The sequence below is a fragment of the Agrobacterium albertimagni AOL15 genome, assembly GCF_000300855.1.
GTDB classification, from domain to species: Bacteria; Pseudomonadota; Alphaproteobacteria; order Rhizobiales; family Rhizobiaceae; genus Allorhizobium; species Allorhizobium albertimagni.
Genome location: NZ_ALJF01000008.1, coordinates 1 through 14,183 on the forward strand (window position 1 = coordinate 1; position 14,183 = coordinate 14,183).

Below are 14,183 nucleotides of genomic sequence, written 5' to 3' on the forward strand. Positions count from 1 at the left end.
GAGCGGTTCGAGGCGATCACCGAGCGGCACATCCATCAGGACGGTGATCCCTATGGCGTGCTGGGCGTGAAGCCATCGGACGATTTCGCGACGATCCGGAAGCGCTACCGTGCTCTGGCTGCCGAAAATCATCCGGACCGGCTGCATGCCCGTGGCGTGCCCACCGAGTTTCATGCCGTTGCCCATCACCGCATGGCGAAGTTCAACGCCGCCTATTCGGCGATCGAAAAGGCGCGCCGCGCCGCATGACGTCATTCCAGGCCGATTATCGCGGTGCGGAAGTCTCACCGTCGCCCAACCACAATGAACGGGTGGGCATCGACCGTCCGGACATCCTGCTGCTTCACTACACAGGCATGCCGTCGGCCGAGGGTGCCCAGGCCTGGCTCTGCAATCCCGAAAGCCAGGTGTCGAGCCATTACATCGTGCATGAGGACGGTCGTGTCGTGCAGATGGTGCCGGAAGATCGACGGGCCTGGCACGCCGGCAAGAGTGTCTGGGGCGGAGAGACCGACATCAACTCCCGGTCGATCGGGATCGAGATCGCCAATGCCGGCCATCCCGCCGGGCTTCCGGATTACCCGGATCGGCAGATCGAAACCGTCATCGAATTGTGTCTCGAATGCGTCAAACGGCACGATATTGCCCCCGAAAGGGTGCTTGCCCACTCCGATGTAGCCCCCATTCGCAAGGTCGATCCCGGTGAAAATTTCCCCTGGGATCGGCTGCATCGGGCAGGGGTCGGGCACTGGGTCGAACCGGCTCCGATCGGCGGCGGACGCTTCTTCCAGCGCGGCGACCGCGGGCAGCCCGTCGAGGCCCTGCAATCGATGCTGTCGCTCTACGGGTACGGTCTTGAGATTTCTGGTGAATTCTGCCCCCAGACGGAAGGCGTTGTCGCCGCGTTCCAACGGCACTTCCGGCAAGCCAAGGTTGACGGGGTTGCCGATAGCTCGACCATCGAGACCCTACACAAGCTCCTGACCACCCTGCCGCGTTTCGCCTGATTAAGCCACATCCTGCGCTGTTTTTGGACCAACGAAATCAACGCGCGGGAGAGCGATTTGTTGCGGTGCCACAGGAATTCCTCATTGGGCCGCTCTAAGGGACGGGCTGAACGGCGCTTGAGGTTCGCAGACGGACCTGGCGCAAACATCAACTTGAGAGACCCGGACTGGCGGCCTGACAAGGGCTCGCGGCGCTGAACTGCGCCCGCTTTGACGCGCGTGGATTCCGGTGGCTCGATTGGAGACTGAACCTTCTCATGACACGACGACTTGTTGCTGCCGCGGCATGCATTGCCCTTCTGTTGACTCACGCCCAGTCCGCGCTTGCCGGTAGCGAGGAGCGCCGCTTCAAAAAGCCCCTCAAAACGATTACCCGCGATGCCGGTTATCCGGCCGCACCCTCCTTCTCTAAAAGCCCCTACAGCGCGATCATCACGAAATATGCGAAGAGCTACGGGGTCCCGGTCGATCTGGCCCATGCCGTCGTTCGCGTCGAGAGCAATTTCAATCCCAAGGCGCGCGGCAGTGCCGGCGAAGTGGGTCTGATGCAGATCAAGCCGGCGACAGCGCGGGCCATGGGCTATCGCGGCAATACCAAGGGTCTCTACGATCCCGAGACCAATATCCGCTACGGCATGAAGTATCTCTCGATGGCCCATGAGCTGGGTGGCGGCGAGACCTGCGGCACCATCCTGCGCTACAATGCCGGCCATGGCGCCAAGCGCATGAACCCGATCTCCAAGCGCTATTGCGGCAAGGTTATCGCCTTGATTGGAAACTGAGAAAGAGCTGTGCCCTTGCCGTTCCTGTGACTGGACACGAGGGCTCGTCATGCTATCACCGGACGCAACGTAAGGATGGTGACGCATGATTGAGCGGTTCAAGTCGATAGTCGTTGGTCGAGGCATGATGGGGGCTGCTGCTGCCCGTTATCTCGCGCTTCAAGGGGATGGCGTCGCCGTCATCGGACCCGACGAGCCGAAGGACTGGGCGAACCATCACGGCGTATTTGCCAGCCACTACGACGAGGCGCGGATCACCCGGACGATCGATGCGAACCCTGTCTGGGCGAGGCTCGCAAACCGGTCCATCGCGCGCTACGGCGAGATCGCTGCCGAAAGCGGGATCGACTTTTACGAGGAGGTCGGTTGCCTGATCGTCGGGCCGGAGCGGGGTGGGACGGATCCCTATGTCTCTCAGGTCGAGAATGCCGCAAGGCAGCTCGGCGTGTCCATCGAGATGCTGTCGGATACAGCACTCAAGGCCCGGTTCCGCTATTTCGATTTCGGCTCGCAGTGTGAGGGTGTCTACGAGCAGCGGAATGCCGGCTACGTCAATCCGCGCCGGCTGGTCGAGGCTCAGAGCCTTCTTGCCGAAAAGGCCGGCGCCAGGGTCATCCATCGGACGGCCGTCTCCGTCAGGGAAGAGGACGGTTTCGCCATTGTCACCACAGATGATGGCGCTGTCTATTCGGCCGAGCGCGTGCTGGTGGCAGCAGGTGGCTTCTCGATCAACGAGAACCTCCTCCCGCGACCGATCGATCTCAAGGTCTTCGGGCGAACCGTGGCCTTCTTCGAAATCCCGGATGAGGAGCTGGACGCCTATCGCGGCATGCCGTCGCTCATCCATCAGCCGGAAAATCCCGTCGATCACATCTATCTCCTGCCGCCGGTGCGCTATCCGGATGGCAAGATCTATCTGAAGATCGGTGGCGATCCGGATGATTTGCAGCTGGAGACAGAGCCGGAGATTCGCGCCTGGTTCCGGCGGGGTGGTCGTCTCACGACGCGCGATCACCTGCATCGGATCATCACGCGTCTCGTGCCGTCGCTCGCAGATGCGCCGCTTTCGATGGCGGCCTGCGTCACGTCGTTCACGCCGAAAAATTATCCGGCCATCGGCTTTGCGAGCGAGCGCATCGCGGTTCTGACCGGCGGCTGTGGTGCAGCGGCCAAGAGTTCCGACGAGATCGGACGTCTCGGTGCCGAGCTTATTCAACACGGCCGAATCGTTGACGATGCCTATGGCGACGTCTTCCGGCCAGTGTTCAGAGACTGATTCACCAAAAGCGGCCAAGTGGCCATCCGCGCACGGTTTTCGTTGGCATTCGGGGCAAGGGTCGGTTAAGGACCCCTTGCCAGTTGGCCGGGCAGCCGCGCTTTACCAATGCCGAAAGGCGGTAGGGTGAGGAAAGTCCGGGCTCCACGGAAACACGGTGCCGGATAACGTCCGGCGAGGGCGACCTCAGGGAAAGTGCCACAGAAAGCAAACCGCCTCGCTTGCGAGGTCAGGGTGAAAGGGTGGGGTAAGAGCCCACCGCGTCGCTGGCAACAGGGACGGCACGGCAAACCCCACCGGGAGCAAGACCGAATAGGGATGACACGGGTGGTGCGCAAGCACCGCTACAGCCTGTTTCCGGGCCAGTTATCCGGGTGGGTTGCGCGAGGCAGCGTGCAAACGCTGTCCCAGATGAATGGCTGCCACGTTCCGGGAAACCGGAGCCATACAGAACCCGGCTTACAGGCCAACTGGCAAATTTTCCCTTTTCCGAGTTTTCGGCGAACCACCTGAAATCACAGGGGGAACGCTTTTATGTGCCGCAGATCACGTTCACGGCAACCGGCTGCGAAAAGGCGTCGGAAAACAGCGGTTTCTAACCATTCGTTAAGCTTAACCGCCTATCAATGTTTGAATCGCGGAAGAGGTTCATCCCGGCCATTCCCATTGACGCCCATATTGTCCCATGGTATCCCAATTGCATGCCGTTGCGGGGGTCGTTTCATCCCCGAAATCTCGCGAATCAGATGCTTCCCCTCGTCTTTCGGGCGGAGGTGTCGCGGGTTCGACGGTTGGCGTAATCAGGTGTGTTCCGGGGTCTCTGATCGGCCCTGCATCCAAGGGGAGGTCGGTTGTCAGTGATGAGCCGCTTCCTGTCCAACGCGACAAACAGGATCGATGCGAAGGGGCGGGTTTCCGTCCCTGCGGCGTTTCGCGCCGTGCTGGTGCAGCGCGGAATTCAGGAGCTTTATTGTCTCCAGGATTTCGTCTATCCGGCGGTCAATATCGGTGGTCCGGATCTGCTCGAGCGGTACGAGCGGAAGATGGCGGCCGAGGATCCCTTCGCGTTGGAGGCGAACGAGATGTCGCTGTTGCTTCATGGTGGCGGCGTCTTTGCGCGACTCGATGCCGAAGGGCGATTGGCGGTGACGGATTTCATCCGGGATTTCACGGGGATTTCCTCGGAGGTCTGTTTCGTCGGTCGTTCGGATCATTTTCAGGTGTGGCAACCGCAGGCGTTTCACGAGGCGCAGGCGCGAGCCAGAGAGGTGGTCAGGCAGCGGGGCCTGCGCACCTAGAAAGACGGGGAAACGGAATGGCGGCGAACTTTGGCGAAGGTTTTTCCGATGCCGATGGCGGACCGGTTCGCCACATTCCGGTTCTTCTTTCGGAGGTCCTGCAGTCGCTTGACCCCGAGCCCGGCAAAGTCATTCTCGACGGTACCTTCGGTGCGGGTGGTTACACCTCAGCCATCCTCGGCAAGGGTGCCGATGTCATTGCGCTCGACCGCGATCCCAACGCCATTGCCGGCGGCAAGGAACTGGTCGAGTCGAGCGGTGGGCGGCTCGTCCTTCATCACACGGAATTCTCCAATCTCGCCGAGTTCGCGCCGGAAGGCGGTCTCGACGGCGTCGTGCTCGATATCGGCGTGTCCTCGATGCAGATCGACGAGGCCGAGCGCGGCTTCTCGTTCCAGCGCAACGGCCCGCTCGACATGCGCATGGCAGTCTCCGGCGTTTCTGCTGCCGATGTGGTCAACCGCGCCAAGGTGTCCGATCTGATCCGAATCTTCGGCTTCCTGGGCGAAGAGAAGCATGCAGGGCGTATTGCCCGCGCCATCGAGAAGCGCCGCGCGCTCGAGCCTTTCCAGACGACGCGCGAACTCGCCAACCTCATCGAGACCGTCAATCCGCGCAAGGCCAAGGACAAGATCCATCCGGCAACGCGCGTCTTCCAGGCGCTTCGCATCTATGTCAACGACGAGCTCGGGGAACTGGCGCAGGCGCTGTTTGCGGCGGAGCGGTCGCTCAAGCCCGGCGGTCGCCTTGTTGTCGTGACCTTCCACTCGCTCGAGGATCGCATCGTCAAGAAATTCTTCTCCGAACGGTCCGGCAAGGCGTCAGGCTCGCGCCATCTTCCCATGGTCGAAGCGCGACCGGCAACCTTCGAACCGGTCGGCAAGGGCATGGTGGCAGCCAGCGAGGAAGAGGCGGAGATGAACCCCCGCGCCCGTTCCGCGAAGCTGCGCGCCGGTATCCGCACCTCGGCACCCGCCGAGCGGGCCGACATGTCGATCTTCGATCTGCCTGACCTTGCCACTCTCGAAAAGATCGGAGGCTGACAGTGCTGAGAACCTTCGACTTCCTGATGATCGGAGCCATGCTGGCCGCAGCCACCGTGACCTACCAGATCAAACACAACACGGATAACAAGGCGGCCGAAGTCCGCCGCCTCGAGGCCGAAATCAAGCTGGAGAAGGATACGATCGACCTCCTCAAGGCCGACAAGGCGCTGCTCACCCAGCCGAACAGGCTCGAGCGCCTGGTTCAGGCCTATGCCGCCGAGCTGCAGCTGGTCCCGACTGAGCCCAGCCAGTTGGCGCGGCCGATGGAGCTTCCCATGCTCAAGGATCAGTTGCCTGTGCCGGAAGGCGAAGAGGGGCCGGTGAGCGCTGAAGCGCCCTCGGATCCCATCAAGGACCTTATCACGACAGGATCGGTGGACCGCTGATGACTTTTCTTTCGCGAATCATGCTGCTGAAGAGCCAAGCGCATTTCTCGACCGATGTGCAGCGCGGCGGTGCCGTGGTGAACGGGGCGACCTTCAAGGGCACCGGCAAACGCAAGTCAGAGATGGCCAAGACCCGCGTCGGTCTGATGATCGCGACTTTCTGCGTCGCCTATGCCGTCATCGGCGGACGTCTAGTGCAATATGGTCATGCGCAGCCTGAAACCGTCTCCAGCATCCTGCCGGCCGACCGCCTGATGGCTTCGCGCCCGGATATCCTCGACCGCAATGGCGAAGTGCTCGCGACCGATATCCGCACCGTTTCGCTGTTTGCCGAACCCCACAAGATCGTCGATGCGGACGAGGCGGTCGAGCGCTTGGCGACCGTTTTGAAGGATCTCGACGTTCGCGACACGTATCGCAAGCTTTCGTCGAATTCGCGTTTCCAGTGGTTGCGCCGTCAGCTGACCCCGAAGCAGCAGAGCCAGATCCTCGCGCTCGGCATTCCCGGTATCGGTTTTCGTCCGGAGAAGCGGCGCTTCTATCCGGGCGGCGCGACGGCCTCGCATATCGTCGGCTACGTCAATATCGACAATCGCGGCATGGCCGGGATGGAGCGCTATATCGACAGTCAGGGCATGGCCGATCTGAGGGCGCTCGGCATGACCAGCGACACGCCTTTGGAGCCCGTTCAGCTGTCGGTCGACATCCGGGTTCAGAATATCCTGCGTGATGCGCTGGTCACGGCGGTCACCAAGTATGAGGCAATCGCGGCCGGGGCGGTGGTGCTCGACGTGCATACCGGTGAAGTCGTGGCGATGTCTTCGATCCCCGATTTCGACCCGAATCGGCCTCAGGAGGGCGCGCAGGAGGGCTGGATGAACCGGATGACGAACGGCACGTTCGAAATGGGTTCGACCTTTAAGACCTTCACGACCGCCATGGCGCTCGATTCGGGCAAGGTCACGATGAAGGACAGCTTCGACGCGCGCTATCCGATCCGAATCGGTCGCTTCACGATCAAGGATTTCCACGGCAAGCACCGCGTCCTGACCGTTCCGGAAATCTTCCAGTACTCGTCCAATATCGGCACGGCCCGCATGGCCGAAGTGGTCGGCACGACGGCGCACCAGGAATTCCTGACGCGAATCGGGCTTTTGACCAAGCTGGAAACTGAGCTACCCGAGGTGAAGACGCCGTCGCAGCCGCGTGAATGGAAGCAGATCAATTCGATTACCATCTCGTTCGGCCACGGGGTCTCGACTACGCCCTTGCAGACGGCTGTCTCTGCGGCTGCCCTGGTCAACGGAGGCAAGCTGATCCCTCCGACCTTCCTGACCCGCACGCACGAACAGGCTGAAGAAATTGCGCAGGTCGTGATCAAGAAGCAGACGAGCGACGATATCCGCCATCTGTTCTGGCTGAACGGCAAGAGCGGCTCGGGCCGGCATGCGCTCGTCGAAGGCTTCGATGTCGGCGGCAAGACTGGGACGGCAGAAAAGGTGGTCAATGGACGCTATTCGAGCGACCAGAACTTCAACTCTTATGTCGCCGCCTTCCCGATCGAAAACCCGCAATATCTCGTACTGAGCTTCATCGACGCGCCGAAGACGGGCGAGGGCGGTGGTCGGACCGCCGGTCTGACGGCCGCACCGATCGTTGGCGAGATCATCCGCAGAAGCGCCGCAATTCTTGGTGTAGAACCCAAATACGGGGAAGACGGCTCAGCGTTGCTCGTCTCTTATTGATCAGATCGACTACAGGCGGGGCGATTCGCGCAACTTGCCCCTCAAGGATGGACTGCAAAATGCTTTTGGGTGGACTGGCCGGCGAGGAGTTTGGGGAACAGGTGGCAGCCAGTGGCGCTGCAGACGTCGAGGTTCGCGGACTTTCCGCCGATAGCCGCAGGGTGGAGCCTGGCACCGTGTTCTTCGCGCTGTCCGGTTCCAAGGCCGATGGTTCGGCCTATGTCGCACAGGCGGTTGAAAAGGGCGCCGTCGCTGTCGTCGCCTCGCATGCACTCGACGCGACTGTACCGGTCGTCATCGTCGATCATCCGCGTCGCTTCCTCGCACTGGCCGCAGCCCGCCTTGTCGGGCGCCAGCCTCAAACGATGGTCGCGGTGACCGGCACGGCCGGAAAGACTTCTGTCGCCTCCTTTACCCGCCAGATCTGGGCCGAAGCCGGCCATGCCGCCGCCCAGATCGGAACGACGGGCGTGATTTCGCCGAAACGCAACGATTACGGTTCGCTGACGACGCCCGATCCGCTGGCCCTTCACACGCTTCTTGGCGAACTTGCCGATGAGGGCGTGACCCATGCTGCGATGGAAGCCTCCAGCCATGGCCTCGACCAGAGCCGACTCGACGGCGTCGCCCTGTCGGCTGCCGGCTTTACCAATCTCGGCCGCGACCACATGGACTATCATCCGACCATGGAAGACTACATGGCGGCCAAGATGCGGCTCTTCGATACGCTGCTGCCGAAGGGCGCGCCAGCGGTCATCTTTGCCGACGATGCCTGGTCGGACGAAGCGATCCGGGTCGCCAAGGCCTGCGGCCACGATGTGCGCACGGTCGGCCGCAAGGGTGATTTCCTCAGCCTCAAGCGGGTCGAGCATTTCCGCCACAAGCAGGTCGCCGAAGTCCATCATGCTGGCGAAATCTACGAGGTTCACATTCCGCTCGCCGGCGATTTCCAGATCGCCAATGCGCTTGTGTCCGCTGGCCTCGCGATCTCGACCGGCGTTGCACCGGCCGTGGCGTTGAAGGCGCTGGAACATCTGAAGGGTGCCTCCGGCCGCCTCGAACTGGTCGGCCAGACCAAGGCCGGTGCGCTCGCCTATGTCGACTACGCGCACAAGCCGGAAGCCCTTGAAAATGTGCTGACTTCGGTTCGCCCTTTCACGACCGGTCGAGTGATCGTCGTGTTCGGCTGTGGCGGAGACCGCGACAAGGGCAAGCGACCGATCATGGGCGAGATCGCCTCGCGGCTCGCAGACATCACCATCGTTACCGACGACAATCCGCGCTCCGAAGTGCCGGCGACCATCCGTTCCGAGATCATGGCGGCAACGCCCAAGGGTATCGAAATCGGCGACCGTGCCCAGGCCATCCGGGCGGGTGTCGCGATGATGTCGACCGGGGACACGCTGATCGTTGCGGGCAAGGGGCATGAGGAAGGACAGACGGTCGGAACCGAGACGCATGCGTTCTCGGACCATCACGAAGTCCGCAAAGCCTTGGAGGAGTTCGACCGTTGACCCTGCTCTGGACCGCGCGTGAAATGGTCGTCGCCATGGGCGGCAGACCCTTTGGCAATCTGCCGGAAGGTGTCACCGGCATTTCGATCGACAGTCGGACGATTACCCCCGGCGAAGCTTTCTTCGCCATCAAGGGCGACCGCGTCGATGGTCACAACTATGCCAGCATCGCCATCGCAAACGGAGCTGCCCTGCTCGTCGTCAGCGAAGCCAAACTGCCGGCGCTCGGTCGGCTGACCATCCCGATGATCGTCGTCGAAGACGTTCTCGTCGGCCTGCAGAAGCTCGGCATGGCCGCCCGCGATCGCACGCCTGCGACGGTCATTGCGGTTACCGGCTCCGTCGGCAAGACGACCACCAAGGAAATGCTGCGCGCAACACTTGAGCCGTCCGGCAAGGTGCATGCGTCCGTCGCCTCCTTCAACAACCATTGGGGCGTGCCGCTTACGCTCGCCCGCATGCCGATCGACACCCGTTACGGCGTGTTCGAGCTCGGCATGAATCACTCCGGCGAGCTCGGGCCGCTGTCGCGCATGGTCCGGCCTGATGTGGCGGTCATTACGACGATCGCGCCGGCGCATCTCGGCAATTTCGCCAGCGTCGACGAGATCGCCGACGCCAAGGCAGAGATCTTCGAGGGTGTCGTCAATGGTGGCGATGCGATCCTGAATCGCGACAATCCCTATTACGAACGGCTCGAGCAGGCGGCGCTCGCCCAGGGTATTGAAAACATCCATAGTTTCGGTCAGCACGCCAAGGCGGAGTTCCGGCTCGCGGAATTCGATGGCGCTGCCGAGCTTTCCACCGTCTGGGTCTCCTTCGGGGGCGAGACCCGCGAAGTGACGATCGGCGCGCCGGGGCGACATCTCGCTGAGAATGCCATGGCGGTTCTTGCGGCGGTCTCGCTGGTCGGTGCCGACATCGACGCCGCGATCGAAGCCCTGGCGAATCTTGCTCCGGTTAAGGGGCGTGGTGAGCGCCACAGGCTGCAGATGCCCGATGGCATCCTGACGCTGATCGACGAAAGCTATAATGCCAATCCCGCCTCGATGCGCGCGGCGATCGCCGTGCTTGCATCGGCCCAGCCGACGAGCGAGGGGCGGCGGATCGCCGTGCTCGGCGACATGTTGGAGATGGGCGAATTTGCTCCCAGTGTTCATGCCGAGCTTGCTGGCCCTCTCTTGGCCGCCGGTATCGAACATGTCTGGCTCGCAGGCCCGGAAATGGTGGCGCTGCGCGACGCCCTGCCGGAAACGGTTCACGTCGTCTATCTCGAGACCACGGAGGAGCTCGTGAATTTCGTTACCGCCGAGGTCCGCGCGGGCGATGTCGTGATGGTCAAATCTTCTCTCGGCATCGGTTTCGGCAAGATCGTTTCGGCTCTGCTTGACAAGCATCCGGCATTCACCGACACGGAGCGCCACTTTTAATCCGGGCTTTTGGAAAGGGCTCCAATGCTGATCTGGCTTGTGGAACTGGCGGATAACCTTCAGTTTTTCAATCTCTTCCGTTACATCACCTTCCGCACCGGGGCTGCTCTCTTCACCTCGGCGCTGGTGGTTTTCCTGTTCGGCCCGGCCATTATCTCGTCCTTGCGCGTGCGCCAGGGCAAGGGGCAGCCGATCCGCGCCGACGGACCGCAAACCCATTTCAAGAAGGCGGGAACGCCGACCATGGGCGGCTTGATGATCCTCGCCGGGATCGTGGTGTCGTCGCTGCTCTGGGCCGACCTCTCCAACGTCTATGTCGTCGCGACACTGCTGGTGACGCTCGGCTTCGGCGCCATCGGCTTCTATGACGACTATCTCAAGGTGACCAAGCAGACGGAGAAGGGCTTCTCCGGCAAGGCGCGCCTCGGCATCGAATTCGTGATCGCCGGCATCGCCGTCTATTTCATGATGTCGACCGCGCTGAGCTCCGGCCCGCAGGGTTCGACCTTCGGTTCGTCGATCGCCTTCCCATTCTTCAAGGACTTCCTGATCGATCTGGGCATCTTTTTCGTGCTGTTCGGCGGGTTCGTCATTGTCGGTGCTGGCAATGCGGTCAACCTGACGGACGGTCTCGACGGTCTTGCCATCGTGCCCGTGATGATCGCGGCCGCCTCCTTCGGCGTGATCGCCTATCTCGCCGGCAATGCGGTGTTCTCGAACTACCTGCAGATCAATTTCACCCCTGGCACGGGCGAGCTTGCGGTGGTGCTCGGTGCCGTGATCGGTGCCGGCCTCGGCTTCCTCTGGTTCAACGCGCCACCGGCTGCGATCTTCATGGGCGACACGGGGTCGCTTGCCCTTGGTGGCCTGATCGGCTCGGTGGCGGTTGCCACCAAACACGAAATCGTCATGGCGATCATCGGCGGTCTCTTCGTCATGGAGACGCTGTCGGTCATCATCCAGGTCGGTTATTTCAAGCTTACCGGCAGGCGCGTCTTCCTGATGGCGCCGATCCACCATCATTTCGAGAAGCTCGGCTGGACCGAGAGCCAGGTGGTCATCCGCTTCTGGATCATCGCTGTCGGCTTGGCCATGCTCGGTCTCTCGACCCTGAAGCTGCGGTGAGGCGGCGATGATCGCGGCCACCACGTTCAAGGGCAAGACTGTTGCGCTGTTCGGGCTCGGCGGTTCTGGTCTCGCCACGGCAAAGGCGCTGCAGGCCGGCGGCGCCAATGTGATTGCCTGGGACGACAATCCCGATAGCGTTGCGCGGGCTGAGGTCGACGGCGTTCCGACCCGGGACTTGCGCGAGATCGACTGGTCGTCGGTCGCGTCCTTTGTGCTGTCACCTGGCGTTCCGCTCACGCATCCGAAGCCGCATTGGACGGTCGGTTTTGCCCGCAATGCAGGCGTGGAGATCATCGGCGATGTCGAGATCTTCGTGCGCGAGCGGCGGGCGCATGCGCCGGATTGCCCGTTCATCGCAATCACCGGCACGAACGGCAAGTCGACCACGACGGCACTGATTGCCCATATTCTGCAGGCCAGTGGCCGCGACACGCAGCTTGGCGGCAATATCGGCCGTGCCGTGCTGACGCTCGATCCGCCTCGGGATGGCCGCTTCTTTGTCGTCGAGTGCTCGTCCTATCAGATCGATCTTGCCCCGACGCTCAATCCCACCGCCGGCATCCTGCTCAACCTGACGCCCGATCATCTCGATCGTCACGGTACCATGCAGCACTATGCCGACGTGAAGGAACGCCTGGTCGCCGGTGCAAAGACCGCGATCATCGGCACCGACGACAGCCACTGCGAACTGATCGGTGACCGGATCGAGCGGGCGGGCACCAAGGTCATCCGGATCTCGAAGCGGCAGCCGCTTGCCGATGGCCTCTATGCCGAGGGCTTGCGCATCATGCGGGCGGAGAACGGAGCGTCGGCGCCTCTGGTCGATCTCGAGGGGATCCAGACGCTGCGCGGTAGCCACAATGCGCAGAACGCCTGTGCCGCGATTGCGGCTTGCCTTGCGGTCGGTGTCTCCGAAGCCGAGATCCGCAAGGGTCTGCAGAGCTTCCCCGGCCTCAAGCATCGCATGCAGCCGGTGGCGCGTCGCGGCGACGTCGTTTTCGTCAACGACAGCAAGGCGACCAATGCCGAGGCCGCAGCGCCAGCCCTTTCCAGCTATGAGCGGATCTACTGGATTGCCGGTGGCCTGCCCAAGGAAGGTGGTATCGCAAGCCTCGCACCACTCTTCCGGCGCATCGTGAAAGCCTACCTGATCGGTGAGGCTGCTTCGGCCTTTGCAGCCCAGCTCGGCGACCGCGTGGCTTACGAGATCTCGGACCACCTGGAGCGCGCCGTGGCGCATGCCGCTGATGATGCCGATCGGGATGGCGAAGCTTCGGCCGTGATGCTCTCACCGGCTTGCGCAAGCTTCGACCAGTACAAGAATTTCGAGGTCCGCGGCGACGCCTTCGTTTCGCATGTCGCAGATCTGGACGGAGTGACGATGCTGATCGACCTGCCGACAGGAGGCAAATGAGATGGTAAGCCGCGTGGAGAGAGGGCCGGTCGCAGACTGGTTCTGGACGATTGACCGTCTGTTCCTGATCACCTTCGTTCTCCTGATGGGGATCGGGCTGATGCTCTCTTTCGCAGCCTCGCCGGCGGTTGCCGAACGTCTCAATCTCGACAGCTTCCACTTCGTCAAGCGCCACGCCTTTTTCATGTTGCCGGCCCTCGGCGTGATGATTGGCCTGTCTTTCCTGTCGCCGCGCCAGGTCAGGCGCATGGCGATGCTGATCCTGGCGGCCTCGCTGATCATGATGGTGCTGGTTCTCTTCATCGGCCTTGAGGTCAAGGGTGGCCGGCGCTGGTTGTCGATCGGTTCGATGTCGATCCAGCCGTCGGAATTCATGAAGCCGGCCTTCGTGGTGATCTGCGCCTGGCTGTTTGCCGAACATGCGCGGCAGCCTGAAATTCCGGGCAATCTCTTTGCGATTCTGCTCTTCGGCATTGCCGCGGCCCTCCTGATCGCCCAGCCTGACCTCGGGCAGACCATCCTCATTGGCAGTGTCTGGGGTGCGATGTTCTTCATGGCTGGCATGCCGTGGCTGTGGATCGTGGTCCTCGGCGCGCTCGGCGGTGCTGGCTTCTTCGGTGCCTATATGACCCTGCCGCACGTTGCCGGCCGAATAGACCGGTTCCTGACCGGCGAGGGGGACACCTTCCAGGTCGATACCGCCCGCGAGGCGATCATTCGCGGCGACTGGTTCGGCCAGGGGCCGGGCGAGGGCATCGTCAAGCGCATCATTCCCGACAGTCATACCGACTTCATCTTCTCGGTCGCGGCCGAAGAATTCGGCATCGTCTTCTGCATGGTGCTGGTCGCGATTTTCGGCTTCCTCGTGCTCCGGGGCCTCAGCCACGCCTACAAGGAGCGCAACGACTTCAATCGTCTCGCTGTGTCCGGTCTCGTGCTGCTGCTCGGCATTCAGTCGATGATCAATATCGGCGTCAATCTCGAACTTCTGCCGGCCAAGGGCATGACGCTGCCGCTCATCTCCTATGGCGGATCGTCGATGACGGCGATCTGTGTCACGGCCGGCTTCATCCTGGCGCTGACCCGCCGCCGTCCGGAAAAACGCGCCCAGGAGCGCAGCCTGTTCCGTTCGGTCGCGGGCGTGCCTGCGGAGTAAA

13 protein-coding genes and 1 other RNA gene are annotated in these 14,183 nt (G+C 62.2%); all 14 read left to right on the forward strand.

Features of this window, described 5'->3' with window-relative positions:
* Window positions 1-249 (forward strand): J domain-containing protein (locus tag QWE_RS09660; RefSeq protein ID WP_006725926.1); only part of this gene is annotated, 249 nt, incomplete at its 5' end.
* Window positions 246-1,007, forward strand: coding sequence for an N-acetylmuramoyl-L-alanine amidase (locus tag QWE_RS09665; RefSeq protein WP_006725927.1), 762 nt, complete (start codon window positions 246-248; stop codon window positions 1,005-1,007). The genes QWE_RS09660 and QWE_RS09665, both read left to right, overlap by 4 nt.
* A gap of 257 nt (window positions 1,008-1,264) precedes the next feature.
* Entirely contained in the window at window positions 1,265-1,789 is a 525-nt protein-coding gene (locus QWE_RS09670) for a lytic transglycosylase domain-containing protein (RefSeq protein WP_006725928.1), read from the forward strand.
* 85 nt (window positions 1,790-1,874) lie between these two features.
* Entirely contained in the window at window positions 1,875-3,065 is a 1,191-nt protein-coding gene (locus QWE_RS09675; RefSeq protein ID WP_006725929.1) for an NAD(P)/FAD-dependent oxidoreductase, read from the forward strand.
* Between the two features lie 79 nt (window positions 3,066-3,144).
* Window positions 3,145-3,543: RNase P RNA component class A (gene rnpB / locus QWE_RS24405), an RNA gene on the forward strand.
* 382 nt (window positions 3,544-3,925) lie between these two features.
* Window positions 3,926-4,363, forward strand: a complete 438-nt coding sequence (gene mraZ / locus QWE_RS09680; RefSeq protein ID WP_006725930.1) for a division/cell wall cluster transcriptional repressor MraZ — start codon at window positions 3,926-3,928, stop codon at window positions 4,361-4,363.
* A gap of 17 nt (window positions 4,364-4,380) precedes the next feature.
* Window positions 4,381-5,406 carry a 16S rRNA (cytosine(1402)-N(4))-methyltransferase RsmH gene (rsmH, locus tag QWE_RS09685; protein ID WP_006725931.1) on the forward strand — a complete coding sequence of 342 codons (1,026 nt, stop codon included), beginning with the start codon at window positions 4,381-4,383 and terminating at the stop codon, window positions 5,404-5,406.
* A gap of 2 nt (window positions 5,407-5,408) precedes the next feature.
* Window positions 5,409-5,795, forward strand: a complete 387-nt coding sequence (gene ftsL, locus QWE_RS09690) for a cell division protein FtsL (RefSeq protein ID WP_006725932.1) — start codon at window positions 5,409-5,411, stop codon at window positions 5,793-5,795.
* Window positions 5,795-7,540: a peptidoglycan D,D-transpeptidase FtsI family protein gene (locus tag QWE_RS09695; RefSeq protein WP_006725933.1), complete on the forward strand. Its 1,746-nt coding sequence runs from the start codon at window positions 5,795-5,797 to the stop codon at window positions 7,538-7,540. Before ftsL ends, QWE_RS09695 begins: the two co-directional genes overlap by 1 nt.
* A gap of 59 nt (window positions 7,541-7,599) precedes the next feature.
* Window positions 7,600-9,054 (forward strand): UDP-N-acetylmuramoyl-L-alanyl-D-glutamate--2,6-diaminopimelate ligase, encoded by a 1,455-nt coding sequence (locus tag QWE_RS09700; protein WP_006725934.1) that lies wholly within the window; start codon window positions 7,600-7,602, stop codon window positions 9,052-9,054.
* The gene (locus QWE_RS09705; protein ID WP_006725935.1) at window positions 9,051-10,484 is read left to right on the forward strand and encodes a UDP-N-acetylmuramoylalanyl-D-glutamyl-2,6-diaminopimelate--D-alanyl-D-alanine ligase; all 1,434 of its coding nucleotides are present in this window, start codon (window positions 9,051-9,053) and stop codon (window positions 10,482-10,484) included. The genes QWE_RS09700 and QWE_RS09705 overlap by 4 nt, the downstream gene beginning before the upstream one ends.
* 24 nt (window positions 10,485-10,508) lie before the next feature.
* A complete protein-coding gene (mraY, locus tag QWE_RS09710; protein ID WP_006725936.1) occupies window positions 10,509-11,609 on the forward strand; it encodes a phospho-N-acetylmuramoyl-pentapeptide-transferase in 1,101 nt (366 codons plus the stop codon).
* 7 nt (window positions 11,610-11,616) lie between these two features.
* Entirely contained in the window at window positions 11,617-13,026 is a 1,410-nt protein-coding gene (gene murD / locus QWE_RS09715) for a UDP-N-acetylmuramoyl-L-alanine--D-glutamate ligase (protein ID WP_006725937.1), read from the forward strand.
* 1 nt (window position 13,027) lies between these two features.
* Window positions 13,028-14,182, forward strand: coding sequence for a putative lipid II flippase FtsW (ftsW, locus tag QWE_RS09720; RefSeq protein WP_006725938.1), 1,155 nt, complete (start codon window positions 13,028-13,030; stop codon window positions 14,180-14,182).
* Window position 14,183 lies beyond the last annotated feature (1 nt).